The organism is Bremerella cremea, from assembly GCF_003335505.1.
GTDB classification, from domain to species: Bacteria; Planctomycetota; Planctomycetia; order Pirellulales; family Pirellulaceae; genus Bremerella; species Bremerella cremea_A.
Window position 1 is genome coordinate 211,459 of sequence record NZ_QPEX01000028.1, and the last position, 25,812, is coordinate 237,270.

Genomic DNA, 25,812 nt, shown 5'->3' on the forward strand with positions numbered 1-25,812 from the left:
TAATGACCTGAGCTCGCTCATTAGCATACATAAGAAATTGTTATTCGGGGAGTTGGGGTAATCAACAAAGATGTACATTCCGCGAAAGCGATGTTTGAAAAACATTCGCTGTAGTAAAGGTTCAGCCGTTTTCCGAGTGGAGATCGGTGTCGTTTGATTCCTTTTCCTGTTTTTTTAGCCGGGCCTGAATTTGGCCCGCGACGGGCGACCCTTGCGTATTTTGGTGTGGAGGAACCACCACTCCACAGCTAACAATAAATTGAAAGGCTTGATCGAGCGTAATGTTTAATTCAATCGTTTCGCTTTTTTTCGCATTGACCGTAAATCCGGTCGCAGGCATCGGAGAGGTCGGTATCAGCACCGTAACCACGGGCTCGCCTGCTTTATCTTGAATATCGAGCAGGCTTTCGCTTGTGACGAAACCTAGCGACCACATCCCTTTTCGCGGGTATTCCACGGCGACAACGCGGGTAAATTGAATCTCCTGCTCGTTCAGGAGGAAGTCGGTAACTTGCTTCACCGAGCCATAAACGTTGCGAATAATCGGCAAGCGGTTCATGATCTGGTGCTCTGAGGCATTCCAAAGAATTCTACCGAGACCGCCAGCGAGAAATTTGCCAGCGAAGTAAAGCGCCAGAATGCATACCGACAAAACACACGGTATCGTCACCTTCCGCTTGAGAAACGTTTGCTGCACGTACTGCTCGTAGACACCGTAGCCGGTCACCGGCATCAGTTGATCGTGCAGGTTATTGTAAACCGCGTTGTAAATTTTTGCTGGTACCCACTGCCCATTTACCGTTTTGTGATATACGGTCGAATCGTAAGTCGTTGTTACATCTTCTGGCGCCGCACCTGGTAGGTCGCGGTGGATGTCCTGAATGAACCACACAATTGCTGTGCGCGCGGTCGTTTCTATAGGAACCAAAATATAGTTTTGGATTGTTGCAAAAATCCAAATGAAGATCACGATGGTCAGCAACGGAGGAGCTGCAATCGCCAGACCACGTAAGACCGCACGGCGAAAACTATGAAACCCGTTTATTGGCGGCGGGTTGGTATTCGAGAGTTCTTTGGCCATGGATGTGAGCGTCTCTTCGTCGCGTATTAGGAAAACCGACCGTTACGTCGAGGGAACACCATCCATGGCAGCACCCCATTTTGTGGGGGAAGTCATCACGTTGTCTCTTGCGGCAACGCAGCTTGCTTCCATGCCGTTCCTTCTTGCTTCGATTTTTAGTACGCGGAGAAAACAGTCAAATCGGTTTCATTTTTTTGAAATTTGCTGGTAAAGGTCTCTTAAACGTCAGAGAACGCCCCAGTAGACCGAGCCACCACGGCAACATGGATAGCCGCTGCTCCTGCTCGTCGCAGCGTTTTTGCCAGTTCCGATAACGTCGATCCAGTCGTTAAAATATCGTCGACCAGCAGAATCGGTTGATCGGTGGCAAGTGCCCCGACTACTTGAAACGCGCCTTGCACGTTCCTCTTGCGAGCCGTGAAAGAAAGCTCGCTTTGCTTGGCCAGACGGCGATGGCAGGCGACCAGCTTTTCGCTTTTCCAATTCTTGTAGGCTGCTAAAGATTGTGCGATGACCGCAGCAGAGCTCATGCCGCGACGAATGCGGCGCGTCCAGTGCATCGGCACGGCAACAACCATTGGCTCTGGCGACCAGTCCGTGGGCAGTTGTTGAGCAAGTAGCTGCCCCAAGTCCCACGCACTAGCGGCTCCACGGCTGGTCTTGGAGTTGAGGATCGCTTCTCCTAGCGCACCTTCGTAGTTTCCTACGGCCGTGATGCTCTCAAACGGAAGAGACAGGTGGTGGCATGCCGGACAGTTCTCAGACGAGAGCTCGTTCGCGTGAGCGAGTACCGCCGAACAGCGAACACATTTACGCCACTGGGGAAGCTCCAGCTGGCATCGATCGCAAAGAACATACGGGTGTCGATAGTTGGACACTTCGCCCTGGCACAGGCAACAAGCCCCTGGGAGCAGAATCTCTAGCAAGTCGCGACCGACGCGACGAACCGTCTGCGAGGCTTGTCGTAGGAAAGAAGTTCGCATTGATAAGGATCGCTCATGAGATGGGCTGCTTGAGAGAACGTTTGTTATCCCCCATCGTCGTGGTGCCCGTCAAACGATTGACGGGTTTTCGTCTTTGGCGATTTCGCCGAAACCGGTATAAATCGCATCCCTGACCTTTTACTCGCTGCTAGCAAGCCGGACGGGCGGCATAAATCCATGACCCTGATCGACCGCTACCTGCTGATTCAATTCCTCAAGTCGTTTCTGATCTTCTTTGTCAGCTTTACGGGGCTGTTCATTGTGATTGACTCGTTCAATAACCTGGACGAGTTTTTGAAATACGGCGACATGACCGGCAGTACGTTCGGTGTGCTGTGGGACTACTATAGTCCGCGGGTGTTTACCTTCTTTGGGATGACCAGCGGTATTCTGACGTTGATCGCTGCCATGTTCACGGTCACGTGGATTCAGCGGCATAATGAAATGACCGCTTTGATGGCGGCAGGAATCTCGCAGGCCAGAATCGTAAGGCCGATTATCATCGCGGTGCTGGTGATTGCCGTGATGGGTGTATTGAATCGTGAATTGTTGATCCCGCGTTACATTGATCGACTCAGCCGAAACGCCCAGGACTGGATGGGGGAATCGAAAAAGGCTTTGCAGCAGAAGTACGACAATCAAACTGACGTGCTTATCAACGGGGCCTCAACCTACGCTAACGAACAACGGATCGAGTCTCCTAATTTTCGTTTGCCGGACAGCTACGAAGGCGTTGGCGACCAAATTTTGGGGGCCAATGCTTTCTATAAGCCACCCACTGCCGATCGACCGGGGGGGTTCCTGGTAGATGGACTAACGAAACCAGAAACAACCGCAGGGGTTCCTTCCATTGACCTGAACGGTGAACCGCTTGTCTTAATGCCAGGCGACAATCGTTGGCTTAACCCGAACCAGTGTTTTCTGGTAACCGGCTTAACATTCGAGCAGTTGACGGCCAGCAGCCAGTGGCGAGATTATGCTTCGACTTACGATCTTATTTCGACGCTCAGCAATCGGAGCCTCGACGTTGGGGCAGACGTACGAGTAGAAATTCATAGCCGTATCGTACAGCCGTTTCTCGATATCACGTTGCTCTTTCTCGGCTTGCCGATTGTGCTGCGAAAAGAAAACCGCAACATCTTCGTCGCGATTGGCTATTGCCTATTGGTCGTTATCGGCTTCTATGCGGTGACGTTGGCTTGCAAAGCGATGGGAAGCAGCTACTACGGGATCCGCTCCCCTGCCCTGGCCGCGTTCATCCCCTTGATCATCTTTGTGCCGATAGCAACGGCCATGTCGACGCCGCTGCGAAGTTAATCGTTGCCCCAGTGCTGGGCGATTTTCTGACGAAGAAAATCGGCGCTGCGCCGAAGCTGCTCGATGCCGTCCACGCCATCTTCAATGCTGATCCAACTGTCGAAGCCTTGGCTTTTCAGTTCGCTGAAGATCGCATCGTAGTCGTTAAGCCCTTTGCCGATTTCGCCATGACTTAGACGCTTAGCGTAACCTTGACTTCCCCCTTCTTCCCGCCGCAAATCTTCCAAGGTTCCTTCCAGCAAGTAGCGATCGCTGGCGTGCATCGTCACGACTCGATCGGATACTCGCTTGAGCAGTTCCAACGGATCGTCTCCGGCCAGAAAGGCGTTGCTCGGGTCGTAGTTCACGCCGAAGTTCGGGTGATCGATCGCGGCGACTAAATCGCAGAAGACATCCATCTTCTGCGCGAATTCAGGGTAGTCCCAAAAGTCGTCTTTGTAGTGATTCTCTAGAATCAAAGTGACGCCACGCGCTTGGGCGAACGGCAGGCAAGCACTAATGCTATCCGCTGCCAGCTTGACGCCTTCTGCTACGCTTAACTCAGGACGCCGCTGCCCACTAAGCACGCGGCAATAGCTGCCACCCAATGTGTAGGTCATTTCGATCCAACGTTTCTGCTTGGCAATCTCCGCTTCCCGAAAGCCCACATCGGGATGCGTGAAGTCAGGCGAACAGCAGAGCATGGGGATTGTCATGCCGAGGTCTTCCACTTGCTGGCGGAATCGAGGCCAGTTTGCTTCATCCGCCATTTCGAGGAAGCCCGCATAGAACTCGAGACCGTCGATATCGAGCGTGGTAGCTAGATCGAACCACTCGGTTAGTTTCATCGAGCCATCTTTGCAGAGAGCTTGCATGTAGGCTTTGGGAAAGGCGGCAAGTTGAGGCATGGGGAGGCTGCGGGGAAAGAAGAACGAGGAATTGGGTACGCAAACGGCAACTGTGGCTAGACCGGTTTGAGGACGGACTTAACGACCTCGCCATGGTGCATTTTCTCGAAAGCTTCGTGCCATTGGTCGAGTGGCCAGACGCCGCCGATGATTGGTTTGACGTCGAGTTGTCCGCTGGTGAGCAAGGCCAGCACGCGTTCCCAAATGGGCCAATTGTGGCTGAAGCTCCCTTGGAGGGTCACGTTCTTTTGTACCAAAGGATCGAGATTGAAGCCTAGGGGCTGCGGTCCCCAGCCTACCTTGCTGATCCAGCCAGCGGGACGCACGACTTCCATGGCAATCTTTAACGTGGCACTGGCTCCGGCGGCGTCGATTACCCCGTCGCAGCCGAGTCCGTCTCGCGTGCGCGCCCATTCGGCTGGGCTGCCGATGATCCCTTCGCAGCCGTAATGTTGCTGGGCAATTTCCAGACGCCGACGATCTGCCTCTAGGCCAACCAAGGCCACCTCGGCACCGCACAGTCGAGCCATAGCCGCGCACAGAATCCCGATGGTACCGGGACCAAGCACAACAACGCGATCGCCTGGTTCGATCCGAGCATTTCGCACAACCGCGTTGTAAGCAACGCAGCACGGTTCCGTTAGGCAGGCATATTCAAACGGTAAGCTATCGGGGACCGAATGCAAAATTCTAGCGGGAACACGGACGTAGCGAGTCATCGCTCCATCGACCCCATACCCGAATCCCTTGCGGCTGGGATCGAGGTTGTAGAGGCCACGACGCGTCATGGGGCTGCGCTGATCGATGATGGCAGCCGTCTCGCTGACGACACGGTCTCCTTTCTGCCAGCCTTCGACAGAGGAACCGACCTCGAGGATCTTGCCGCCGAATTCGTGACCAAGGACCACGGGATAATTCACTGGCCAAGAATGGTCGGCGGTCCATTGGTGAAGGTCGCTGCCACATACCCCGACATTGGCGACTTCCAAAAGAACATCTTCGTGCCCAATCTCAGGGCATGCGATTTCACGTAATTCGACCGCTCCCTTTTCCGGAGCAAAATTGACCACGGCTGCAGATTTCATGGACGGGGAGTCCTCTCTTAGAAAAGGGGAGGGAGGGGCATCTGTCTGTGCTTATGCAACATCCTGGGCATGCACGGCGTCGCAAATCATGCGGAGCGAAGCTTCCAGATCTCCATCGGCGGTCTTGAATGCGTCGGCATCGATCGTCAAGGGAGCCCCAAGCACGACTAGCGGCGCGCCATACTGAGGACAAGCGATCGCTTGTTCGAGTGACAACCCGCCGACCGCTTGCACCGGCACGCTAACCGCTTGAACGACTTCACGCAGTTGATCCAAGGGGCTTGGCATCCTTAAGCCACGTGCCGCAATCCCACGGCGTTCGTCGTAGCCAATATGGTGAATGACATAGCCGCAGCCAAGATCTTCCAGCCGCTTTGCTCCGGCGACCATGTCCTCGGAGACCATGTTGTCTCCCATCACTTGGCAACCGAAGTCGGCACCAGCTTTGACCACGCAGCGGATCGTTTCTTCGTGGGCGCGGGCCATCACCACCACGTGCGTAGCCCCAGCTTTGGCCATCATTTCGGCTTCCAGGTAGCCGCCGTCCATCGTTTTTAGGTCGGCCACGATTGGGGTTTCGGGAAAAGCTTCGCGCAGCTTGCGAACGCCATGCAGTCCTTCCGCCAAGATCAACGGCGTGCCAGCTTCCAGCCAGTCGACTCCGGCCCGCATCGCCAAGTGGGCCGTTTCCAGGGCTTCGTCAATATTGGTCAAGTCGAGAGAGATTTGAACGATGGGGCGCATGAACGTCGTTTCCTCTGATTGAGGGCGAGGGATGTGAGAGGCAGAGAAAAGTCATTTCAGCGAAACGTATGACAGAGGAAAACGAGGAGGGGCAAGAATGTCACGGCTATCGCTGACTAGATAATCGAAGAGAGAGCAAGTCAGAGAAACACAAACCGTCTCTGACTTGCTGGCGGCTGAAGTGTGGTTAGTTCTTTGGCTGAACCTTAATGGTATAGCGAACCGGCACGACGGCGTCTTTCGCTTTGGCGTACGCTTTGTCGTCGACGGCAAACATCTTGTCGCGGAGAACATCCATGGCCGATTGGATTTCAGGGTCTTCTTTACTCAGCCCCTGGAACTGGCGGAAATTAGTGACCAAGCTTTTGATCATGCTGGTCTCGAAAGCTTGTTTCCGCGCCACTTGATTCATCACGTTATCAAAAGGTTGCGAGAATGGATTGTCGAGGAACTCGGCAGCCAAATTAATTCCCGTCGAGAGCTGTTCTTTGGTGAACGTTTTGGTTTGATCGCCAAAGGTAACTTCCGCTTCGGGTGCCGAAAGATTGTTAACTTTCAGGGTGAAACGGTTTAGGTCTTCGTTGAAGGGGGTAAACGGCAAGATGCTGACCGTGCCGTTGGGGTCCTTGTCGTTCCCGGTGAAGCAGAACGGATACCGCGTGCTTTCGATTTCGACGGTACCTTCCTTGTCGGCTTCGACAATCTTATGCCCGGCCGAGGCTTCCGGATCGCCACCGATGTTGATGGTGATGGTACCAATGTCGCCACTGACGCCAAGGGCCTTGAGAAAGGCATAGGCCATGATCAAGTGGCCGTTGGCACTCGGGTGAACTCCATCGTTACCGGCAACGGGGTATTCTTCCCCCAGTTTCCCTTTGGCGGCCACCATCGAATCGTGCATTTCGCCAAAGACATCGGCATGCGAGAAATTATTTTCCTCTGCGAGCGACTTAGCGATCTCGCCGAGTTGTTTCAGGTTCGCGTTGTAAACTTGATCGAAGTCGGCACGATCACGGGCCCAGGTGAAGCTATCGACGACGCCTGGTGAACCGACAACCACCGTCACTCCTTCCTTCTTCATGCGGTCGATGATGTCCCGCATGCCCTTTTCATAAGCTTTGCCGATGTTGTCGTCGTATGCGCGATACGAACCATCGTTCATACCGTAGCATGTGGTGATGACATCGGGGTGCCACGGGATTAAATCGTTTTCCATGCGACTGGCAAACCCAGGGGCTCGTTCACCACCCCAGCCGAACTGGAAGCACTTGATGTCCAGTTCGGGGTGGCAAGCCAAAAGGTAGGTTTCCATGAACTTGCTGTATTGTTTCTGTTCGGTGATCGAATCGCCAATGATGGCCAGACGATCTCCTTGTTTCAAAATCGGCTGCTGAGCAGCGGCGACATTCAACAGGCTAAACAAAAGTAAACAAGCCAAGGCAGTACGCATGAGGGTAGCTCGCATGATAATGGGATAGAAAGAAGGAAGGAGATGGGCAGTTCGAGATTACTTCAAGGGCTGCACTTCCACTTTGCGAATGCTGACCTTGCTACCAGGATCGTGTTGCTGGAAAGCAAAGTGCCCTTCTTTGAAGGTCTTGTCGAAGTCGAGGTATTCGTACAGTTCGTCGCCATCGACGGTGACCTTGATACGGGTCATCTCGCGGCCACGCCAAACGTCGTCACGCACTTCCAGTTCATAGGTGAACCACTCGCCTGGCTTGACCAGTTCTTTGTAAACATGGCACATGCCATAAATCGAACCGGTACGAATGGGATCAGAATGCGTGCTGTCGATTTGTGCTTCGTAACCATCCATGAAGCCAGGACGGCGAGTGGTACGGAAGTACAGCCCTGAGTTGCCACCGTCGTTGATCTTCACTTCGGCGCGGTACTTGAAGTTTTTGTAGGGACCGGTGGTGTTGACCAGCATCGAAGCATTGCCGGTACCTTGGATGGCGCCCTCTTTTACTTCCCAGTGGCTGTCGTCGTTGCCGACCTTTTCCCAGCCATCGAGCGTCTTGCCATCAAATAGCGGGGTCCACTTGGCGTCTTCGGCTGAGATGGTGGAAACCAGGCAGATAGCAGCGAGCATTGCGAACGTACACGACAAAGAACGTGTGAGCATGTTAGACATTCCTAAACGAGAATCGAGTTGCAAAACATGGGGTTGCGTTTGTTAAATATCTCTCGATTGTACCTATTACAAATCAAATAGCCATCGCAGGACCGAGCGTGTGATTGACGCGGGATATCGCTCTTGACTGAGGCAACAAGTCCCTAAGATAAGGGGCTGTTGAAGATCAACGAATGGCTTCTACAACGCAAAACAAGCCAAAAACGAGAAGACGGTCCATTGGGTGGGGCAAGTCAGCGGCGCTGATTAAGAAGCCGCAGCCCAGAAAGATTCTCCGACAGTGGTCGCCAGCAAGGCCAAGATAATCGCTGTTCCCAAGGGAGGTTTCATGCAAAACAAAAACAGTCCGATCGGTAAGTACCGATCGGACTGGAAGGTGAAGCTGCGATGATTTCTGCTGCGAACCGAGCCCTGTGCTTAGGCCGACTTTCGCATGACTTTTAGTTCTGGCTTGGCGAAGCCAGCGAGTCGTTGCATGTCGTGGTCGACCATTTCTTCGACAAGCTTTTGGAACGACATTTTGGGTTTCCAGTTGAGCTCGGTTTGAGCCTTGGCGGGGTCGGCCAAAAGCAATTCGACTTCCGCCGGCCGATAGAACTTCGGATCGATCACAACATGATCTTCCCATTTCAAACCAACGCGATCGAAGGCGATTTGGACGAAGTCACCCACGCGGTAGGTTTCGCCGGTGCCGATCACATAATCGATCGGGGCATCTTGTTGCAGCATCAGCCACATCGCTTCGACGTAATCGCCTGCGAAGCCCCAGTCGCGGCAAGCATCGAGATTGCCCAAGCGGAGCTCATTGGCCAGGCCCAGCTTAATGCGAGCCACGCCGTCGCTGATCTTTCGCGTTACAAATTCCAGCCCACGGCGAGGTGATTCGTGATTGAACAGAATCCCTCCACAGGCAAACATATCGTAGCTTTCGCGATAGTTGACCGTCATCCAGTGACCGTATGCTTTCGCAACGCCATACGGACTGCGCGGATGGAAGGGGGTCGTTTCGCGCTGAGGTGTTTCGTGAACCTTGCCAAACATCTCGCTGCTGCTGGCTTGGTAGAAGCGAATGGAAGTATCGACTTGGCGAATCGCTTCCAGCAGGCGGGTAACACCCAGTCCGGTGACTTCGCCGGTTAGGATTGGCTGATCCCAACTGCTGCCGACAAAGCTCTGTGCGGCTAGGTTGTAGACTTCGGTAGGCATGACTTTGCGTACAAGGCGTTCCATCGAAGCCTGGTCTAGCAAATCAGTACAGTGCAGCTCAATCTTGTCGACCAAGTGGTGAATTCGCTCGAACGAATTCGTGCTGCTACGGCGATAACAGCCATGTACTTCGTAGCCCTTGTCGAGTAAAAATTCTGCCAGATACGAGCCATCCTGGCCCGTAATGCCGGTAATCAGAGCAATGTTCGCCATGACAGTTCTTATGCCTTTATTTGCTGACGTGGTTCCATCCAAGGGGAGACAAGATTAGCGAATTCTTTTGAACGATAAAACGTCAATTAAAGAACGAAATCGTTGCCCATGCTATTTTGACTAAGCGGCCGTCCTGGCTGCTTGAAGTCGTTGTTGTTGTATGTCTTTCGCAATTGCCCCAACGGTGTCTACCAGTTTGGGGAAAACGACCGACCAAGGCTCGTTGAGCGTTTGCTTGGGAGGGGCCGTTCGCCAACCTTGGGTGGCTTCGAATTGGGAAATTTGTTGGCTTAGTTCGCTTGGATCGTCCAAGGAGAAGAAGCTGCTGTCAGGACCGGCGACTTCACGGAAGATCGGGATATCGCTGGCAAAAACGTGGAGCCCATGATGGGCCGCTTCAACAATCGGAAGGCCAAACCCTTCGGCCTTGGAAGTCAAAACGAATGCTTTGCTATGCTCGTAGATATAGGAGAGCATTGTATCGTCGACGTTGTTCAGCAGATGTAAACGCTTGTCCGCCTCTGGGTGACTGGCAATTCGTTTCAGAAGGTCGTCGCACTTCCAGCCAATTTTTCCCACCAATACCAGAGACACGTCTTTCCCCTCGGCCCAGAGGCGATCGAACGCATCAAGCAGGTAATGATGATTCTTGCGAATCTCGAGGGTCGACACCATTAGGTAAGGAGCTTTGTCGCGGTTGGCGAATAGCTTAGCAATGTCGGCAGGGATATTCAGTTCACTCGTGTTTTGAGGAGCGTCCAGATCGCAGCCGAGACGGACGTGGCGAACTTGCCAGTCCGCAAGAGGGCCGTTCTTTTCGTGAACAAAACTGCGGAGATCGTCGGCAATCGCCTTGGCATCCCCAATCATGAAGTCGACCGTATGAATCAACCGCTCGATCCAGCTACAGAAGTTGTGCTGGACGTGGTTCGTAAAAAATTCTGGATAGCGGACCGGAATCAAGTCGTGCACCATCGCTCCGACGAGAGCGCCGTTTTGCTGGGCATGCTGAACCGCATCGAACATTTCAGGCAGATCCCACCAGGAATCTGGCATCAGAATGACATCACCGGGGCCTGGGTTGGCAGGTTCAAGCGATGCCTGAAACGAGCGAACCAGGTGGCGAACTTTTCGATCGATCGTCCGAGGATAAAGGAGCTTGCGAAGTCGAGTACCGAGTTTATTCAAACGCAAACGTGTCGAAGTGTTTACCCAATGGGGAAGCACTCGATTGGTGAGGGCTTCAAAGTCGATTTGATAACGACGATAACCTCTCGCTGCGCACCAGCGATCGACATGAACAAACCGCCCATTCACATGAACAACCGGGAAGCATTCAATATCATTGCGCTCGGAAAACGCCACGGCTTCACGAGCCAAGCACCGGGCAACTCGTTGGATGCCCGTGTTGTAGTCGTGCGAGGCGGTGTGCGTGATGTCGATCATTAATCGACGCATCGGTAAGTCCATTTACTTGTCTCGATCCAAGGGCACCAATTTGCGAAATGGCTCGAATTGGCGAGACGGATAATAGCACAACCGATAGCACGGCCAAACCCCAATGTTAGTCAGGCGATTCCAAGTAATTGATTGCGAGAATTGAGCCAGTAAAACTCGGGAAAAATCGCCGCAAAAAGCCAATAAAGTAGCCTACTTTCTCGCTACTCTTACTCAAGATGGCAATCTGGATGGGTGGAGCTTGTCAATGTGCCGATGCTAGCAACCTTTGGTGAAATCGGCTGTCGTATTTTTTGCTTAACCAAAGAGAGGTTGGACTAATTTCCAAACCATATTGCCGGAAAGCATGAGGGCAATAAGGAGTGAGCAGGAAGCGATCGCACAGGCCGTGATTTTCAGACCTGATTTCGGGAGATGAATTGAAAGAAAGAGCATCGCGAAAGCTAGCAGCGGGACGCCGACAACTGTCAACGCTTGAGCGGTCACGATTAAGTTGACTTTTGGCCACTGCAGCCAGTTGATGATGATTGCGGCAATCATCCCAATGACGAGGCCAAAGACGGTAAACAGCTTGACAGGAGAATCGTTCACGCTGGCCGGCAAGCCCAGGCTATCACTCAGTGCGGTTCCTCCGATGAGAGCATTAACTAGCAAAGAGCTAAACGCCCCAGCTGCCAGGCCGATACAAAACATCCATTCTGCCTGGGGCCCGATCAGCGGATTTAGCTGCTTGGCTACATCGGTGACGGTCGAGACATCGCTTCCCCGTAGAACCGTCGCGGACGTAACCATGATCACAAAGCTGATTCCCCCTAATACAAGGATCCCTGCGATTGAGTCGACGATTCCGTTGGCTAGGTCATTGCGTGTCCATTTCTTCTCGCGAACGCCGTAGATCTGATAAAAGGCTCCGGCGATCGAGTAAGTTGTGGCAAACATCCCTAGTAGCATGACGATGTTCCCCCCTTTAGGAAGTTGGGGAATGAACCCCCGGGCTACTTCACCAATAGGTGGCTGAACCACAATTAAGTTGATCACAAAACCGACCAACATGATGCCGACCATGACCATCATGAGCTTCTCAATGAATTGATACGGGGCCTTGCTGCCATAGAGGGCCCAGACGAGTCCTAGATTGACCAGGACGATCACAAGCAGCGATCCAAGATTGGCAATAGTCCCTCCCTCTTCTTGCCCGCCACTGGCGATGTTCACCACCGCGATGATGGCTAGGTTGTTCGTAAATTGGAAGCAACTGGTGATCAAAAAGAAGACGACCCCAATGACAACCGTAAAGGGACGCCCAAGGCGTTGAGCGATTTCAGTGAAGGGAGAATGCTCGTAACTGATTCCGAGGACTGCCGCTAGGAATACGGTGAGGGCCATGAAGAGCGAGGCCAGGGCTAAGACCCAGATCATGTCATAGCCGTATTCGGCACCGACTTTCGAGTTCGACAGAATACTGCCAGGCCCAAGGACAACCGAGGCCACAATGATCGCCGGACCAATTGCTTTGAGGATTCGTAGGAAGGAGATCCGATTTGAGCTTTCTGCAGCGACTTCGGACATTGAGTTCTCGCTTTTCAGACAGGTGATCGCTCAATCAAAAGGGATTACCTTTTTTGAGCGATCAGAAGTTAGACGGTAGGTGGAGAGGTATTATGGCAGGAAGTCAGGCTGATTTTCAAAGAGGAAAGTCGATGATATTTTCGCCGGCACTTACCTCTGCCTTCAGGCCCGACTGGCTGTCGCTACTGTACTTGACCGGCAAGATCGCTTCTACCGGAGCCTCAGGGCCATGGTCTTTCACGGCGATGATCATGACGCGATGCTTACCGACAGGTACTCCATTGCCAAAATCACGCGTTTGGGCCACATAAGTTCCATCGGTCTGAATTTCAGCGAAAGCATTAGGCAAGCCATCTGTTTCAGGCACAAAGGTGATCGTCCCGGTCGTGAGCGGTTTGCCCTTATAGGTCACGGTGCCTTTGACGTCTCCCATTTCGGGACCAGCACTACCACAACCGACGGCTGCGATAAGTAAGAGAACAAGCAGAGAAAGCGGCTTAGTCATACGTTTTTTGGGAACTCAAGTTGAAGACAAGTGAGATGGGGAAGAGAAGAAATAACAAAAAGCCACCACGGGTTCCTGGGGAAAGCGTGGTGGCTGATGAAGAATCGTCTGGATTAGAACGCAGGAATGACTTCCTGATTGTTCTTGGTGGCAAACGCTTTGAGAATATCGAGCCGCATTGTTTCTGACAAAAACGTAACGCTGCCGTCTGACATCGCGAACATGGCGCCCCCTGGATGATAGCTACCAAAAGGTGTCGAGTTCGTGGTAAAGACCCCTCGGTAATTGATGGGGAACTGCACCATTTTATGGTCGATCATTAGCCAATCGGTGGCGTTATAGCGGTAGTATCCCCACACCCATGGTTTGATCCCCCCAAACCCCGTGATCATATTTGGCGAAGTTGGCCAGCCCTGCGTGCTCGATATTTCTCCTAATAGCATTGTATTGGTCGTGCCGTCGACCATATCGGCAAAGCGGGTCTTGCTCATTGGGTAAAGCACCCCGGAAGAAGAATACCCCGGACGAGAGCTATCGGCAGGCGTATGGTACTCCGTGTCAAACGACCCACCATTGGCCCGATAGTGCAGTCCTCCTTGCTTATCTTGATACGGAAAATTACCAGAACCAGGCTGGTCCGAGGCTGTTTCGCCCAGTGGAGACGAAGGGCAAGTGATATTGGGTACTGGGCCGAAAATCGGATTGTTTTGATCGTTACTGCGGTAGGGACTACGAGTCATCATGTAGTCCTTGTTGAGCGACTCCATCGCTTCGTAGCGTGTGCCCTGTTCAAAAAACGGAAACAATCGCGGCACCCATCCCAACGGATAAGTGACACTTGCGTGAAGGCCACCAGGCATGAACTTGCCGTAGGTGTCGTGATAGTTGTGAAATGCCAGCCCCAACTGCTTCATGTGGTTGCTGCATTGCATGCGACGTGCAGCTTCACGAGCCTGCTGCACGGCAGGCAAGAGAAGAGAAATCAGAACGCCAATAATGGCTATGACAACCAATAGCTCAACTAATGTGAATCCCGGAGAACGTTTCATGGAAGACCTTAAAAAATGAATAGACAAACGTTTGCGTAAGAGAAAAGAGAGTTCGTGTCGTAATGCGTTTGAGACTAGGTCAATGTTTTTGTGTGGAAAACGCCTCTTTTTCGATGATGTCAGCTGATATCAAATTGGCCAAAAAAATAGAATGAAGGGTTTCACTTGATGTCGGTGCTACTTGTCTAAGTGACTCTCGGGACAAGCAAAAAAAGCTCAATGCAAAGAGTGGGCCATTGGAGTGTTTTTATGTTCCCAGGGGGAAGTTTCCTGGGAATGTGCCTAGGAATACTGCGATTTGATTTGAAAAAAGCAAGATCGTTGGCCGCGCGTTTTGAGTAGTTAGCTGATTATTTGCCCTGTTGCTCGCCTGTTTGCCTCAAAACTGGGCAGCTTCTTTGACCGGCGAGCATCTTGCAAGGGATGAAAAAGAAGCCCATGAACTGAACCCCGCCTTCGCTCAGACCACCCTGAAAAATAGCTAAGAGCGCAGTCATGGACATCTTGTTAAGGTAAATGATATCAGCTGACATCAGTGAGGCAAGAAAAAAGTACATTGCTGCGAGGAAATGCTGAGAACTTTCTAGCAGACCGGAAAAAAGGTCCGCTAAGTTTGCCGCGAGAAGATTCGGGCGAAGAAGTCAGCTAAAACAAAAAAAGCCGCTCCAGTTTCCTGGGCGGCTTTCTGTTGAAAAAGTTCGCTCTTGCACGATTAGTATCGGAAGATCATATCGACCATCAAGCGGCTGTTGGTGATATCTTTAAAGCTGGTTACTGGGAACTCGTAGGCGATGCCCGTTTCCAGGTGGCTGGATGGCTTGTATCGCATACCAACGTTCTGGGTAACCAGATTGTTGCCAACGACGTCGTTGCTACGCAGGTTAAACAGGTCTGTACCAGCTACGCCCAGGTTCGAGCCTCGCGAAGCGTCATCGGTCCAGTGCCACCAAGCCACTTCGGTGAAAGCGTAAACCGTGTCGGTCAACTTCACGTCCAAGTGGTTGGACCAATGGATGGCCGACGTTTGAATGCTGGTGTCAGCCGGCAAGCGATAGCCAACGCTCGACAGAATATGGGCGTTGCCGTCCAACAGCCGCTGGCCAGCGGTAAGGAACATGTTGAATTCGCCGTCGCCTTGGGCTTGCAGGGCTGCTGTGCTACCTACCGGCAATTCGTAGGTGAAACCAGCGGAAACGATGCGGCCTTTGAAGGGGTCGCGAATCAGGTTGTATTTCAAACCAGCCGAAACATCTGCCCAGCCATCGTTTAGCAGAGTGCCAAGTGTTCCGTTGGTGTTGTCGACAATGTAGCCGTCTTTGGTAGCGATAATGCTCAAGCGATCGGTCAAAGCGATACGAAATTGAGCGGCGTAAAGTTGAACCGATCCACCAGCAGAAATATTGTTTCCGACAGTGTTAGGAACCCAGTGATTCACAAAGATCGGCCGTAATTCGGTCACGGTACGCGGGTCTTCAAAGAAGACGAAGTTGATCATGGGGCTAATAAAGTCATCGAAGCAATGATCGCTCGGATGAAGGAGGCCCAACAGGCTCGAATCGCAGCCACAGCAGCTGTCGCATTCGCAGCACGATGCAATGGAGGAATCAATACCGCAATCGCTACAAGTTGCGATATCAGTAGGCTCAAAGAGCTCACCCGCATTTAGGGTGCGTTGAACCCCGCCCGTTGCCGCCATGGCAAGTAAAACTAACGTTGTAAAGCTGAACGAGATTCGCATGGTACTCCGCCCTTGATCATCAACCACTTAGTAATTCCCCTGGAAGCCAAGCACCTGGTTAGGAACTGGCTATGGGGATGACTATCGGAAGAAATCAAGTGAGATTGCCTCGTTTACGTTCTTGGCTGTTACAAAGTACCTAATTGCAACCAATGCATGGTGGCATCCGCCACGAAAGGTGATTTGTGTCGTGTTTTTTTCTTGGAATTTGTGTTAAATTCCGGTTCAATGAAGTTGGTTTTGTTGGGGGCTCCTTTTGCCTAACTTGTTAAATAGCTGTTAGTTAGGGATGCTTCGACGCTGCTGGTTGACTTAACTATTGATTGTGTCAAAATGATGTCTCGTGACATCACGTATAAACTGCTGATTCTCGTGTGTTACGGTAATTACCGACAATAAGTAGCTCTTGGAATAGAATATTAAACGCATGAAGATTCACGTCTTTGATGATGCTTCCCAACTCGGTTTTGCTGCGGCAAAACAAGGCGCGGAAGCGATCCGCCAGGCGATTGCCGAGCGAGGAGCTGCTAGCATCATTGTGGCGACAGGTGCCTCCCAGTTTGATACGCTTGCGGCGTTGGTGGCGGAACCAGGAATCGACTGGACGTGTGTGACCGGTTTTCATCTCGACGAATATCTAGGCCTAGATGATCAACATCCCGCTTCGTTTCGTCGCTACCTACGAGAGCGATTTGTCTCGCTAGTGCCTTTAAAGGCGTTTCATTATGTCGATGGTTCGAGTGACGATCCTCGCGCCGTTTGCGAACGGTTGGGTGAGTTGATTTCTCAAAGCCCCATTGATGTGGCCTTCGTCGGGATTGGTGAAAACGGGCACTTGGCGTTCAATGATCCGCCTGCTGATTTCGAGACGGCAACGCCCTACTTGATTGTTGAACTGGACGAGGCTTGCCGTCAGCAACAGGCTGGCGAAGGTTGGTTCGCAACCCTGGAGGAGGTGCCAACTCAGGCCATCAGTATGTCCTGCCAGCAAATTCTCAAGACCAAGAAGATTATCTGCAGTGTACCTGATCAACGTAAAGCAAATGCGGTTCGCAATAGTGTGGAAGGACCTGTTTCGCCTCAGGTTCCGGCCTCCATTTTGCAAACCCACGATGACGTCGGCTTGTTCCTAGATGTTGCTTCCGCTTCTGATCTAACGTCATCCCTTAAGTCCTGAGCCCTTTTTGGGAGACTCATGCCAAATACTAAATTCTTCGATCTGCAAATCAACGGTTACAACGGGGTCGACTTCAATCAAGACGCGATCTCTGCCGAAGATTTGCGGGAAGCATGCCGGGCCTTGCAGCGTGATAACGTTGAAGGTGTGCTGGTCACGATCATTACCGACGAGATCCAACGGATGGCGGCTCGCCTCTGTCGAATTGTTCAATTGCGAGCAGCCGACCCACTAGTGCGACGTGTGATCGCTGGTGTTCATGTCGAAGGACCATTTATCAGTGATGTTCCCGGGTATGTCGGGGCTCATCCGGTCGCGCATGCCAAGCAAGCCGATTGGGGCGAAATGGAGTCGCTGCTTGAAGCAGCGGAAGGGCTCGTCCGAATTGTCACCCTCGCCCCAGAGCAAGATCCTACACAAGAGGTAATTCGGCGTTTGGCGGACCAGGGGATCGTGGTTGCCGCTGGCCATACCGACGCCTCAATCGACGAGCTTGATGCGGCGATTGATGCTGGTTTGTCGATGTTTACTCACCTCGGCAATGGTTGCCCACGGCTGATGGATCGCCACGACAATATCATTCAGCGGGCCCTCAGCCGCTCTGATCGGTTGCACTTTGGCTTGATCGCCGATGGGGCCCATGTTCCGTTCTTCGCCTTGAAGAACTATCTAGAGATCATCGGTATGGATCGCGTCTTTGTGGTTTCCGATGCCATCGCTGCGGCAGGCTGCGGCCCTGGGGTTTACCCCTTAGGTGATCAGACGGTGACCGTGGGCGAAGATGGTGTCCCCAGAGCGGAAGACGACAGCCATTTGGTTGGCTCTGCCACCACCATGCAGCAAATGGCTGACAACCTGCGCCGCCATGTTGGCTTAGGGGCGGGGGAAATTCAACGACTTACCTCTGGAAACCCTCGTCGCTTGCTGGGTGAGACGGTTGCTATCCCCTTAGGCCTAAGCCTGAACAATGGCGACCGCCAGCCTACTACCTCTTAGGCTTCTCGCCAGAATGGCCGTTTCGCCACACCATAAAGCCGTGTGCGCGTTTGTCTCTAACAGAAGACTCACTCGTTGGCCTGGGGGCTGACGGGCGAGTCATTCTCCGATCACTTTCACCAAAACTCGTTTCGGCCTGCGACCGTCGAACTCGCCGTAGAAGATTTGCTCCCAAGGGCCGAAGTCGAGCCTACCATCGGTGATCGCTACGACGACTTCCCGGCCCATGATCTGTCGCTTCATGTGGGCGTCGGCATTATCTTCGCCGGTTCGATTGTGAGCATATCGCTGGGGAGAGGCGTCGAAAGGGGCGAGACCCTCCAGCCACTTCTTGTAATCCTCGTGGAGACCTGATTCGTCATCATTAATGAAAACAGACGCCGTAATATGCATCGCGTTGCCCATCCCCGATTGGGATACTCTTGATCTCCACCCGGAAACCGACGCCGCCGACACCAAAACCACGACGACCAAAAAACATCATAGCCGCTGAACTTCGAGATGTTTACGCCGAAGTTGCTGCCAAGGCCGCTGATCTTCGAGATCAAGGGAAGACAAACATGGAGGTGTGCGAAGCCCTCAATGACCTTGGCTTCAAGACTCGCACAGGCAAGCTCTGGCGGCATCCTCAGCAGATCGTGAAGCTGCTGCGGTCGTTCGCTCCTACTCAGAGGGCCGACGATTCAACTCGTCTCCAATCCGAAACCAAGGAGTGAAGCAGAACCATGCCTCACCGGTATCACAGTCCATCATCCGCTGAACAGCTTTCTTGCATGTTTCTCCATCGACGATAGACCAAGGACTCTTTTGGAAGAGTTTCTCGTCGTCTAGTCTGTATCCGTCGTCATCCAAATACCATGGCTGGCTTCCCTCTTCGTCTTCTTGCTCAAGCAGTGCGAGAAGCTGTTGTTTTTCGTCATCAGTCCATCGGAAGCACCCACGCAGGGAATCCCCCGTTCGCTCCAACACGGCAAACTGAAACCGATCATCTCGATACGCCAACGTGATGATCTCCTCGTGTTCAGGACTGGTCATGCCGGTTATTCCCCGATCACCTTCACCAAGACCCGCTTGGGCCTGCGACCGTCGAACTCACCATAGAAGATTTGCTCCCAAGGGCCGAAGTCGAGCCTACCATTGGTGATCGCTACGACGACTTCCCGGCCCATGATCTGTCTTTTCATGTGGGCGTCGGCATTATCTTCGCCGGTTCGATTGTGAGCATATCGCTGGGGAGAGGCGTCGAAAGGGGCGAGACCCTCCAGCCACTTCTTGTAATCCTCGTGGAGACCTGATTCGTCATCATTAATGAAAACAGACGCCGTAATATGCATCGCGTTGCATAAGAGCAGGCCCTCTTTGATTCCGCTCTTCTGAACGATCTCTTCGATCTTCGGCGTGATGTTCTCGAAAGCCATCCGAGCCGGAAGGTTGAAGGTCAGGTATTCCGTGTGTGATTTCATTTTCAGGCTTTACTCCTCAGCACCTTGATCCAAGGACGCCTTGAGATCGTCAAGCATTTCCTCGAAATCGTCTGGTCTTACAGTGTTCAATTCACTGGGCCGCAGCCACATGCAAGTGGCGTCCAAATGGGCAATTATCGCCTCTGACTCTCCTTGATGAAGCTTTCCCTTCGACCATGGCAGGTAACTGGGGATGTCGAGCAAGCGAACATCTTTTGGGGCATCGGATGAGTCATCTGGCATGGTGATTCACTGCTTCTGTTGGTCTGGATCAAAGTATCGAGGTTGGACAAGCTCGCTGGGCAGCCCACTCTTACGGAGCTTGTAAACCTGAGTCTTCGATAACTGGTTGTCCTCGATTGGATGATACTGCAAGTTCCGACTTGAGTAGAACCCACTGGTCAATCGTTCCGAAACCGTGTCATGAAGTCGTTTGACTTCGGCGGTAGCACCGGCCTCAAACCAAGGGCCATCCAACCGCCAATAGATCATCAACGCTGTTGCAAACTCGGTTTCTTCGTCGTCCACGATGGGCCAGATCGGATCAAGTCCATCATCCCAGTTGTATTGAGCTACCCACTCGTGTTTCTGAACAGGCGTCTGCATTTGGCTTCCTTTGTTTCTGGGATCGGCCAACGGCTACCAAGGATTATAAGGAACCCTCTCGGCCCGGGCAGATTGTAATGGGAATGCTGACACTGCTCATAGAGAAATGGCCGAGAAGTCAAGCGATCAGGTGTCTTGCGTTGGGTACCGTTTAGCAGAGATCGGTTCGCTTTTAGATCGCGTTGGAATGGCAGTGGCAAGCTCTTCCAAGCCAAGGTGATCGAAGGCCAAAAGCAGATTGGTGATAGGCCATCTTGGGGCTGTCGAAGTCTAGCGCACTTTGGCCAACGAAAAAGCAGGTCCCGTTGTTACCACTTGCCCATTAAGTGGGGGGGTGATCTTGGGTGGTGCTACTCGGTGATACCTCGATATATGTAATTTTGTAAAAGCAAAGAAAAAAAGGGTTTTTTGTAGTTGAGGTTATGATGGGCACGCGATATCTTGAGGCGCTCTGGACCACCCCTCATCGCAGTTTCCTTTTGCTTCGGCACTTCCTTATTATTGAGGTCCATTATGATTCTTCCTCGTTGGCGTCGAGGGTTTACCCTCGTTGAGCTTCTCGTTGTTATTGCGATCATCGGAGTGTTAATCGCACTTCTTCTGCCGGCCGTACAGCAGGCACGCGAGGCTGCTCGTCGGATGCAATGTTCGAACAATCTCAAGCAGATTGGCATTGCGATGCACAATTATCACGACACCTTTCGCAAGTTGCCGTACGGCTCTTTCAATCTCCGCGAGACTTGGCCTTCGAGCGGTACCAACTGGCGAACTCTGATTCTGCCGATGATGGAGCAAGGCAACATCGTCGATAATCTCTCGTTTACGAGCACCTCGTCGTTCATGGCTGGCGGTGCCGCTGGGTCTGGGTATCTGGCCGGTAACAAGGTTTTAGAGGATCTTGTTCTAGAAGCCTATCGCTGTCCGTCCAGCGCGCTGGACGAGTTGAAGGGGCACAACAACGACCATGCGATGAATGCTAACTATGTTGGTAATCAAGGGGCGGCAGTACCAGTTCCTGGTCCTAATAACACGATCGGAACTCGAGACTGTGGGCATGGCTATTCATGTAACAACGGCATCTTGGTTGCCAATCAAAATTATGGTTTGAAAGACATTACCGATGGTACTTCTAACACAGCGCTTGTTTGGGAGCAGTCTGGTTTTGTGAACAAGCTCAACAAAACCTCTAACTACTATGGTGCGTGGTATGGAACACGCCATCCGCGTTCCGTAGATGATTCTGGTAGCTGCGGTGACTTGTGGCAGACGGGCACGACTTGTTTGCGATATGCACCCAATACAAACGCTGTCCTAACAGGCGCTAGCCAGATGTACCAAAATAATACGATCATCAATTCTGAGCATCCAGGCGGTGTCATGGCAGCAATGTCGGATGGTAGCGTACGATTCTTCCCTGAAGTACTCGACTTCGAAACGCTCAAGCGAGTCGCATGTCGTTACGATGGCCAGGTTATCGGCTCGTTCTAGAATCGGGCGGAGTAATTAATAACGCTACTCAAGATATTATCGTGGATGAAAGATTCTCTATGACGCTTGGAAAACTCACGCGGTGCCTGCAAGGCACCGCGATGACTGCTGTGTTGCTGCTTGCCGTAGCAGGTTGTTCTCAAGAAGACCCGATGGGGAAGGTGAAGGGTAAGGTCACCTTCAACGACAAACCGTTTACGGATGAAGCGTCTGTCATCTTTTTTAACTCGCAAACAGGACAGGCAACTTCCGCTAATGTGGATTCCGCCGGAGCTTTCCAGCTCGAGCCTATTCCATTAGGAAGCTATAAGGTGTTTCTGGCACCAGTAATCGAAGAAGGGTATGTCGATCCTAAGCCTATGAAGAGGAACAATTCGATTCCTCAGAAATATTGGAGCGAAGGAACGACCGACATCACCTACGAGGTGGTGGATGGTGAGCAAGACATGACCGTCGAACTAAAGAAATAGCTTTTCTCTCAACCAGAAAGTGGCCATTAAATACCAAAGGCGGAGCATGAAAACGTGCTCCGCCTTTTTATTTTCTTGCTTGCTTTATCCCATGGCGAGGGCCTAAGCCAGAACCCTACGGTTCCTGGCGGTGTCCTTGGTAGCGCAAGGTGTGATTTAAGGCCGTTTCTACGAAGCGTAAGAGCGATGGTGATTGACGTTGGTAATGGAATAGTACTTTCCGCTTTCCGAGCGGACGACACGGAAGTTTGCACTGGCTTGCTTCAGGAGGCTGAGATCCACCGAGGTTTATCACTCATGCCAAACCCCTATCGACAAGAAGACTTTGAGCGGTGGTTGGCGTTTGTTACCGCAGAAGCGGAGCGTTTCGGTCGCCCACTGCAGTTTGCCATTCGCGATCAGTCAGGCACGTTTCTTGGTGGCTGTGGAGCAAGCCAGATGGTGGTTGGCCACAAGTGCGAGATTGGTTATTGGCTCGGCAAGCCTACTTGGGGACGGGGTATCATGACCGCCGTCGTCGAGTCGCTCTGCAATTACTTGCAGCGCGACTTCCAACTTGTGCGAATCGCGGCAACCGTATTCGAAGGAAATCTCGCTTCGATGCGTGTGTTAGAAAAGAATGGATTCGCCCGCGAAGCATGTTTGCGAAAATATTATCTCAAGAAAGAGCGTTATATCGATGGCCAACTGTTCGCCAAGGTTTGGTAAGCGGCAGGGCTAATCCGCGTTGCCGGTCCATTCCAGCACGGCCAGAATCCCACGATGGTCTGAGGCAACCGGTTCTTCCAAGACTTGAAACTCGATCACTTTCCAACCCTTGGCTGGGCGATACAAAATGTAATCGATCTGGCGATTGGGAGCATCACTCGGAATCGTGTCGAGGTTCTTCAAGTTGGCGGACGTCCAGTCCTGGAAAATAAGTTTGATCGACTCGCTTTTGGGTGTCGCGTTTAGGTCGCCAGCGAAGAGGGCAGGGCGATCTTTCCAGCTCTCAGTGAGCTTTTGAATCATTTTTGCCGACTCGACCCGCTCAGCATCGTTCGGGCGGTGGTCAAAGTGAGTGGCCAAGAATTTAAGGGGTTGGTCGAGGCCAGGGATGGTGATGTTGGCTTCGATCACTCCCCGCTTTTCCCCTGGGCCAAGCTGCGGCAAAGCGTGGTTGGTCATCGAGATCGAAGGATAGCGTGTCAGAATGGCATTGCCATACCAACCTCCTTGCAACGGGATGTTTCCCCCGAAAACGGTATTCATTTTCGTTAGTTTGGCCAGTTCCGCAGCCTGATCGACTTGACCGGTCCGTTGCACGTTTTGATCGACTTCTTGCAAAGCAACGATGTCGGGAGTCGCCTCGTTAATGATCTGGGCAATGCGGGGCAGGTTAAGCTTGGCATCGGTTCCTTCAGCGTGGTGAATGTTGTAACTGACCACCCGAATCCGCACCGGTTCAGCCGCATGGAGTACAAGGGGAACGCACGCCAGCAGGACGGACAGAACCGGAAGAAGTTTCTTCAGCATCTTGAATGACATTCGTGAGAAAAAGATGTGTTTACTGGACGGGAACTAAGGCTACGGCATCGGCCACCACGTAACCGTTGACTCCTTGGTTAGAAAGAGTCACCGTCGTATCACCGCTAAGCTCAAATTGCCCGATCGAAACAAACAGGCTGTCGATCGTCGGAGCTTTCTTCTGATTGATTGATCCTTGGAAAATTTCCTTCCCGCCAGAAGTCACGGTGACGGGGACATTGGTGGCGCGGTTGCCATTGTGGGCATAGGCGATACGAACATCGTACTTGCCTGCTTTCAGATCCTTGGCCGTAAAAGCGATCGATTTTTCGCCGTCGTTCTGGTCATGGACATAGCCAACCCCTACGAAACCAGTGACAACGCTGCTGACTGGCCAGTCGCCCGTTTTTTGGGCTTCGGTATCGTCGATTACGGTGCCGTCCATCTTCTTCGGGTCTAGCACCATACGCGGGGCCTTGGGCTTGCGTTCCATGTGGAGCACTTGGCCATCGGCAAGCAAGCGTTCTTCCAGTTCGGTGTAGTCGACGTCTTGTACGGGAATGTTCTTGTCGATGGCCATCGAGGCAGCTGTGGCCGCCGACTGGCCCAAGACCATGAAGACAGGTTCCATGCGGATCGAACCGTAGGCAATGTGGGAAGAGGAAACGCAAACCGGAACCAACAGGTTCGTGCATTCTTCTTTCTTCGGCGTTACGCTGTCGTAGCTAATGGGATAAGCACCACCAGGACTGACTTGAATGTCTCCTTCGTTGCGAACGTACCCCTTTTCATCCACATAACGCTGCACGTTGTGCGAGTCCATATTGTACGAGCCGAGTCCGATGCTTTTCGGAGTCGGTTTCAACGCACGTAGCATCGGTTCGCACATTACCACTGGGCCAATCATGCGGCGGGCTTCACGCACGTAGATCTGATGCGGCCAGTTGCCGTTGTCGACGAACTCGTCTTTCGCCAGTCCCCACATGTTCATTCGATCTTGAATATCCTTGGGGACCGAAGGATCATTGGCGATGAAATAGAGCCAGCCTTTTTGGTACAGCTCGTGCTCTTTGATGATCTCTTGACGGCGTTCGTAGCTGGCTTCCGGATAGTCGTAGTTCATACCGATGTTGTCGGTAGAGAAGCCGCCGTGGTTGTTGGTGTCGGTCTTGGCGTTGGGGGCAGGATCAAACTTGTTGAACACCCCTTTCCAGCCACCTTGCAAGTAACGAGCTAAGAGTGCGTACTCGTTGGGGTCGTACCCTTCAGGCTTCGGGAACGCGACTTGGTTGTCCTTGGCCGTCGTCAGGCACATACGGAAGCAGTAGGCTTGAATCTTGTCGTCGCCAGTGCCATCTTCGCCCGGAGGGTCATTCGAGATGCGAGCAAGTAGGCCGCTGCTGGGATCCCCTTCCACGACATAGGCCGATACCGGGAAATCAAACTGATGACTACGAGCCCGTGCGGTTTGAACCCCGTTAAGCGTTTCCTCGTAGACATCGTTTGCTTCACGGCCAACGTGATACGAGATACCTGCGGCAGCCAGCAAATCGCCTTCATAGGTGGTGTCCATGAAGATCTTGCCAGAGTAAGACTTGCCTGAGAGGGTTGTGATACTGACGATCTTGCCATCCGCTTTTTTGACCCCGTTCTTGCGATCGAGCAGTTCTTCACGCACGACGGGAATCTCAAATTCGTCGACCAACTCTTCAAACACTTGCTCCGCGACGTGGGGCTCGAAGACCCACATCGCATCGTCATCCTTGCGATAACGGCTGTATTGTTCTGGCTTCTGCTGACGCCAGGCCGAGGGTTGATCGTAGTGCTTTTTGACGCGCTGATAGAAGTCGAGCGATATTCCTCCAATCGCACCCTTATTGCCGCTGTCGGTCCAGCCAAGGCCTCCACTTGTCAGCCCGCCCAGGTGTTTGTCAGGCGAAACGACGATGACGGACTTGCCCATTTTCTTGGCTTGGATGGCCGCCGTGACTGCTGCCGAGGTGCCACCGTAAATTACCAGGTCATATTCTTCTGACGCCGATTGCGGGGCCGCTCGCAGAGAGGATACGAAAAGAGAGAGAACGAATGCTGAGGTGAGGAAGAGTCGATTCACGAGGAAGATTCCAATGGGGTA

26 protein-coding genes are annotated in these 25,812 nt (G+C 52.5%); 6 read left to right on the forward strand and 20 right to left on the reverse strand.

Annotated features, from left to right (window positions below):
* Positions 1-121: 121 nt before the first annotated feature.
* Positions 122-1,081, reverse strand: coding sequence for a DUF502 domain-containing protein (locus DTL42_RS14600; protein ID WP_114369467.1), 960 nt, complete (start codon positions 1,079-1,081; stop codon positions 122-124).
* Between the two features lie 218 nt (positions 1,082-1,299).
* Positions 1,300-2,064 (reverse strand): ComF family protein, encoded by a 765-nt coding sequence (locus DTL42_RS14605; protein WP_114369468.1) that lies wholly within the window; start codon positions 2,062-2,064, stop codon positions 1,300-1,302.
* 177 nt (positions 2,065-2,241) lie between these two features.
* Between DTL42_RS14605 and DTL42_RS14610 the strand changes: the two genes are divergently transcribed.
* Positions 2,242-3,381 carry an LptF/LptG family permease gene (locus DTL42_RS14610; protein ID WP_114369469.1) on the forward strand — a complete coding sequence of 380 codons (1,140 nt, stop codon included), beginning with the start codon at positions 2,242-2,244 and terminating at the stop codon, positions 3,379-3,381.
* On the opposite strand, the gene DTL42_RS14615 is transcribed toward DTL42_RS14610, so the two are convergent.
* The 11 genes from DTL42_RS14615 to DTL42_RS14670 form a co-directional block, all read right to left on the reverse strand.
* On the reverse strand, positions 3,378-4,268 hold the full coding sequence (locus DTL42_RS14615) for a sugar phosphate isomerase/epimerase family protein (protein WP_114369470.1): 891 nt from the start codon (positions 4,266-4,268) through the stop codon (positions 3,378-3,380). The genes DTL42_RS14610 and DTL42_RS14615 overlap by 4 nt on opposite strands.
* Positions 4,269-4,324: 56 nt before the next feature.
* A complete protein-coding gene (locus DTL42_RS14620) occupies positions 4,325-5,353 on the reverse strand; it encodes a zinc-binding dehydrogenase (protein WP_114369471.1) in 1,029 nt (342 codons plus the stop codon).
* A 51-nt stretch (positions 5,354-5,404) separates the two neighbouring features.
* Positions 5,405-6,097, reverse strand: coding sequence for an orotidine 5'-phosphate decarboxylase / HUMPS family protein (locus DTL42_RS14625; RefSeq protein ID WP_114369472.1), 693 nt, complete (start codon positions 6,095-6,097; stop codon positions 5,405-5,407).
* A gap of 187 nt (positions 6,098-6,284) precedes the next feature.
* Positions 6,285-7,547 carry an SGNH/GDSL hydrolase family protein gene (locus tag DTL42_RS14630; protein ID WP_158545386.1) on the reverse strand — a complete coding sequence of 421 codons (1,263 nt, stop codon included), beginning with the start codon at positions 7,545-7,547 and terminating at the stop codon, positions 6,285-6,287.
* A gap of 57 nt (positions 7,548-7,604) precedes the next feature.
* Positions 7,605-8,225, reverse strand: a complete 621-nt coding sequence (locus tag DTL42_RS14635) for a 3-keto-disaccharide hydrolase (protein WP_199590144.1) — start codon at positions 8,223-8,225, stop codon at positions 7,605-7,607.
* 426 nt (positions 8,226-8,651) lie between these two features.
* Positions 8,652-9,653 carry a GDP-mannose 4,6-dehydratase gene (gmd, locus tag DTL42_RS14640; RefSeq protein ID WP_114369475.1) on the reverse strand — a complete coding sequence of 334 codons (1,002 nt, stop codon included), beginning with the start codon at positions 9,651-9,653 and terminating at the stop codon, positions 8,652-8,654.
* 120 nt (positions 9,654-9,773) lie between these two features.
* Positions 9,774-11,111 carry a glycosyltransferase family 4 protein gene (locus tag DTL42_RS14645; protein ID WP_158545387.1) on the reverse strand — a complete coding sequence of 446 codons (1,338 nt, stop codon included), beginning with the start codon at positions 11,109-11,111 and terminating at the stop codon, positions 9,774-9,776.
* A 297-nt stretch (positions 11,112-11,408) separates the two neighbouring features.
* Positions 11,409-12,680, reverse strand: a complete 1,272-nt coding sequence (locus tag DTL42_RS14650) for an Nramp family divalent metal transporter (RefSeq protein ID WP_114369477.1) — start codon at positions 12,678-12,680, stop codon at positions 11,409-11,411.
* A 115-nt stretch (positions 12,681-12,795) separates the two neighbouring features.
* The gene (locus tag DTL42_RS14655) at positions 12,796-13,185 is read right to left on the reverse strand and encodes a hypothetical protein (protein WP_114369478.1); all 390 of its coding nucleotides are present in this window, start codon (positions 13,183-13,185) and stop codon (positions 12,796-12,798) included.
* A gap of 113 nt (positions 13,186-13,298) precedes the next feature.
* Positions 13,299-14,234: a DUF1559 domain-containing protein gene (locus DTL42_RS14660; RefSeq protein WP_114369479.1), complete on the reverse strand. Its 936-nt coding sequence runs from the start codon at positions 14,232-14,234 to the stop codon at positions 13,299-13,301.
* 712 nt (positions 14,235-14,946) lie between these two features.
* Positions 14,947-15,729: a hypothetical protein gene (locus DTL42_RS14670; protein WP_234824214.1), complete on the reverse strand. Its 783-nt coding sequence runs from the start codon at positions 15,727-15,729 to the stop codon at positions 14,947-14,949.
* A 670-nt stretch (positions 15,730-16,399) separates the two neighbouring features.
* Between DTL42_RS14670 and DTL42_RS14675 the strand changes: the two genes are divergently transcribed.
* On the forward strand, positions 16,400-17,149 hold the full coding sequence (locus DTL42_RS14675; RefSeq protein WP_114369481.1) for a glucosamine-6-phosphate deaminase: 750 nt from the start codon (positions 16,400-16,402) through the stop codon (positions 17,147-17,149).
* An 18-nt stretch (positions 17,150-17,167) separates the two neighbouring features.
* Complete coding sequence (locus DTL42_RS14680; RefSeq protein ID WP_114369482.1) at positions 17,168-18,145, forward strand: N-acetylglucosamine-6-phosphate deacetylase; 978 nt, start codon at positions 17,168-17,170, stop codon at positions 18,143-18,145.
* 99 nt (positions 18,146-18,244) lie between these two features.
* Here DTL42_RS14680 and DTL42_RS14685 read toward each other — a convergent pair whose 3' ends face one another.
* The 5 genes from DTL42_RS14685 to DTL42_RS14705 all read right to left on the reverse strand — a co-directional run bounded on the left by DTL42_RS14685 (position 18,245) and on the right by DTL42_RS14705 (position 20,214).
* Positions 18,245-18,538 (reverse strand): secondary thiamine-phosphate synthase enzyme YjbQ, encoded by a 294-nt coding sequence (locus DTL42_RS14685; RefSeq protein ID WP_234824215.1) that lies wholly within the window; start codon positions 18,536-18,538, stop codon positions 18,245-18,247.
* Between the two features lie 270 nt (positions 18,539-18,808).
* Positions 18,809-19,180: a hypothetical protein gene (locus DTL42_RS14690; protein ID WP_114369483.1), complete on the reverse strand. Its 372-nt coding sequence runs from the start codon at positions 19,178-19,180 to the stop codon at positions 18,809-18,811.
* Between the two features lie 5 nt (positions 19,181-19,185).
* Entirely contained in the window at positions 19,186-19,608 is a 423-nt protein-coding gene (locus DTL42_RS14695; protein ID WP_114369484.1) for a secondary thiamine-phosphate synthase enzyme YjbQ, read from the reverse strand.
* A gap of 9 nt (positions 19,609-19,617) precedes the next feature.
* Positions 19,618-19,851 (reverse strand): hypothetical protein, encoded by a 234-nt coding sequence (locus DTL42_RS14700; protein WP_114369485.1) that lies wholly within the window; start codon positions 19,849-19,851, stop codon positions 19,618-19,620.
* A 6-nt stretch (positions 19,852-19,857) separates the two neighbouring features.
* A complete protein-coding gene (locus DTL42_RS14705; protein WP_114369486.1) occupies positions 19,858-20,214 on the reverse strand; it encodes a DUF4274 domain-containing protein in 357 nt (118 codons plus the stop codon).
* Between the two features lie 513 nt (positions 20,215-20,727).
* Between DTL42_RS14705 and DTL42_RS14710 the strand changes: the two genes are divergently transcribed.
* The 3 genes from DTL42_RS14710 (at position 20,728) to DTL42_RS14720 (ending at position 22,880) form a co-directional block, all read left to right on the forward strand.
* The gene (locus DTL42_RS14710; RefSeq protein ID WP_114369487.1) at positions 20,728-21,702 is read left to right on the forward strand and encodes a DUF1559 domain-containing protein; all 975 of its coding nucleotides are present in this window, start codon (positions 20,728-20,730) and stop codon (positions 21,700-21,702) included.
* A gap of 59 nt (positions 21,703-21,761) precedes the next feature.
* A complete protein-coding gene (locus DTL42_RS14715) occupies positions 21,762-22,172 on the forward strand; it encodes a carboxypeptidase-like regulatory domain-containing protein (protein ID WP_114369488.1) in 411 nt (136 codons plus the stop codon).
* Positions 22,173-22,358: 186 nt separating this feature from the next.
* A complete protein-coding gene (locus DTL42_RS14720) occupies positions 22,359-22,880 on the forward strand; it encodes a GNAT family N-acetyltransferase (RefSeq protein ID WP_114369489.1) in 522 nt (173 codons plus the stop codon).
* A gap of 9 nt (positions 22,881-22,889) precedes the next feature.
* Here the strand turns inward: DTL42_RS14720 and DTL42_RS14725 are convergent, their stop codons facing one another.
* Positions 22,890-23,687 (reverse strand): endonuclease/exonuclease/phosphatase family protein, encoded by a 798-nt coding sequence (locus tag DTL42_RS14725; protein ID WP_114369490.1) that lies wholly within the window; start codon positions 23,685-23,687, stop codon positions 22,890-22,892.
* A 31-nt stretch (positions 23,688-23,718) separates the two neighbouring features.
* A complete protein-coding gene (locus DTL42_RS14730; RefSeq protein WP_114369491.1) occupies positions 23,719-25,791 on the reverse strand; it encodes an FAD-dependent oxidoreductase in 2,073 nt (690 codons plus the stop codon).
* Positions 25,792-25,812: the final 21 nt, after the last annotated feature.

Coding starts and splice junctions, on each gene's coding strand:
- DTL42_RS14680 (WP_114369482.1), top strand. CDS start 17,168: ATGCCAAATACTAAATTCTTCGATCTGCAAATCAACGGTTACAACGGG.
- DTL42_RS14715 (WP_114369488.1), top strand. CDS start 21,762: ATGACGCTTGGAAAACTCACGCGGTGCCTGCAAGGCACCGCGATGACT.
- DTL42_RS14610 (WP_114369469.1), top strand. CDS start 2,242: ATGACCCTGATCGACCGCTACCTGCTGATTCAATTCCTCAAGTCGTTT.
- DTL42_RS14695 (WP_114369484.1), bottom strand. CDS start 19,608: ATGAAATCACACACGGAATACCTGACCTTCAACCTTCCGGCTCGGATG.
- DTL42_RS14655 (WP_114369478.1), bottom strand. CDS start 13,185: ATGACTAAGCCGCTTTCTCTGCTTGTTCTCTTACTTATCGCAGCCGTC.
- DTL42_RS14700 (WP_114369485.1), bottom strand. CDS start 19,851: ATGCCAGATGACTCATCCGATGCCCCAAAAGATGTTCGCTTGCTCGAC.
- DTL42_RS14615 (WP_114369470.1), bottom strand. CDS start 4,268: ATGCCTCAACTTGCCGCCTTTCCCAAAGCCTACATGCAAGCTCTCTGC.
- DTL42_RS14620 (WP_114369471.1), bottom strand. CDS start 5,353: ATGAAATCTGCAGCCGTGGTCAATTTTGCTCCGGAAAAGGGAGCGGTC.
- DTL42_RS14660 (WP_114369479.1), bottom strand. CDS start 14,234: ATGAAACGTTCTCCGGGATTCACATTAGTTGAGCTATTGGTTGTCATA.
- DTL42_RS14670 (WP_234824214.1), bottom strand. CDS start 15,729: ATGATCAACTTCGTCTTCTTTGAAGACCCGCGTACCGTGACCGAATTA.
- DTL42_RS14605 (WP_114369468.1), bottom strand. CDS start 2,064: ATGCGAACTTCTTTCCTACGACAAGCCTCGCAGACGGTTCGTCGCGTC.
- DTL42_RS14720 (WP_114369489.1), top strand. CDS start 22,359: ATGGTGATTGACGTTGGTAATGGAATAGTACTTTCCGCTTTCCGAGCG.
- DTL42_RS14675 (WP_114369481.1), top strand. CDS start 16,400: ATGAAGATTCACGTCTTTGATGATGCTTCCCAACTCGGTTTTGCTGCG.
- DTL42_RS14685 (WP_234824215.1), bottom strand. CDS start 18,538: ATGCATATTACGGCGTCTGTTTTCATTAATGATGACGAATCAGGTCTC.
- DTL42_RS14690 (WP_114369483.1), bottom strand. CDS start 19,180: ATGACCAGTCCTGAACACGAGGAGATCATCACGTTGGCGTATCGAGAT.
- gmd (WP_114369475.1), bottom strand. CDS start 9,653: ATGGCGAACATTGCTCTGATTACCGGCATTACGGGCCAGGATGGCTCG.
- DTL42_RS14635 (WP_199590144.1), bottom strand. CDS start 8,225: ATGCTCACACGTTCTTTGTCGTGTACGTTCGCAATGCTCGCTGCTATC.
- DTL42_RS14710 (WP_114369487.1), top strand. CDS start 20,728: ATGATTCTTCCTCGTTGGCGTCGAGGGTTTACCCTCGTTGAGCTTCTC.
- DTL42_RS14630 (WP_158545386.1), bottom strand. CDS start 7,547: ATGCGTACTGCCTTGGCTTGTTTACTTTTGTTTAGCCTGTTGAATGTC.
- DTL42_RS14600 (WP_114369467.1), bottom strand. CDS start 1,081: ATGGCCAAAGAACTCTCGAATACCAACCCGCCGCCAATAAACGGGTTT.
- DTL42_RS14625 (WP_114369472.1), bottom strand. CDS start 6,097: ATGCGCCCCATCGTTCAAATCTCTCTCGACTTGACCAATATTGACGAA.
- DTL42_RS14705 (WP_114369486.1), bottom strand. CDS start 20,214: ATGCAGACGCCTGTTCAGAAACACGAGTGGGTAGCTCAATACAACTGG.
- DTL42_RS14645 (WP_158545387.1), bottom strand. CDS start 11,111: ATGCGTCGATTAATGATCGACATCACGCACACCGCCTCGCACGACTAC.
- DTL42_RS14725 (WP_114369490.1), bottom strand. CDS start 23,687: ATGCTGAAGAAACTTCTTCCGGTTCTGTCCGTCCTGCTGGCGTGCGTT.
- DTL42_RS14650 (WP_114369477.1), bottom strand. CDS start 12,680: ATGTCCGAAGTCGCTGCAGAAAGCTCAAATCGGATCTCCTTCCTACGA.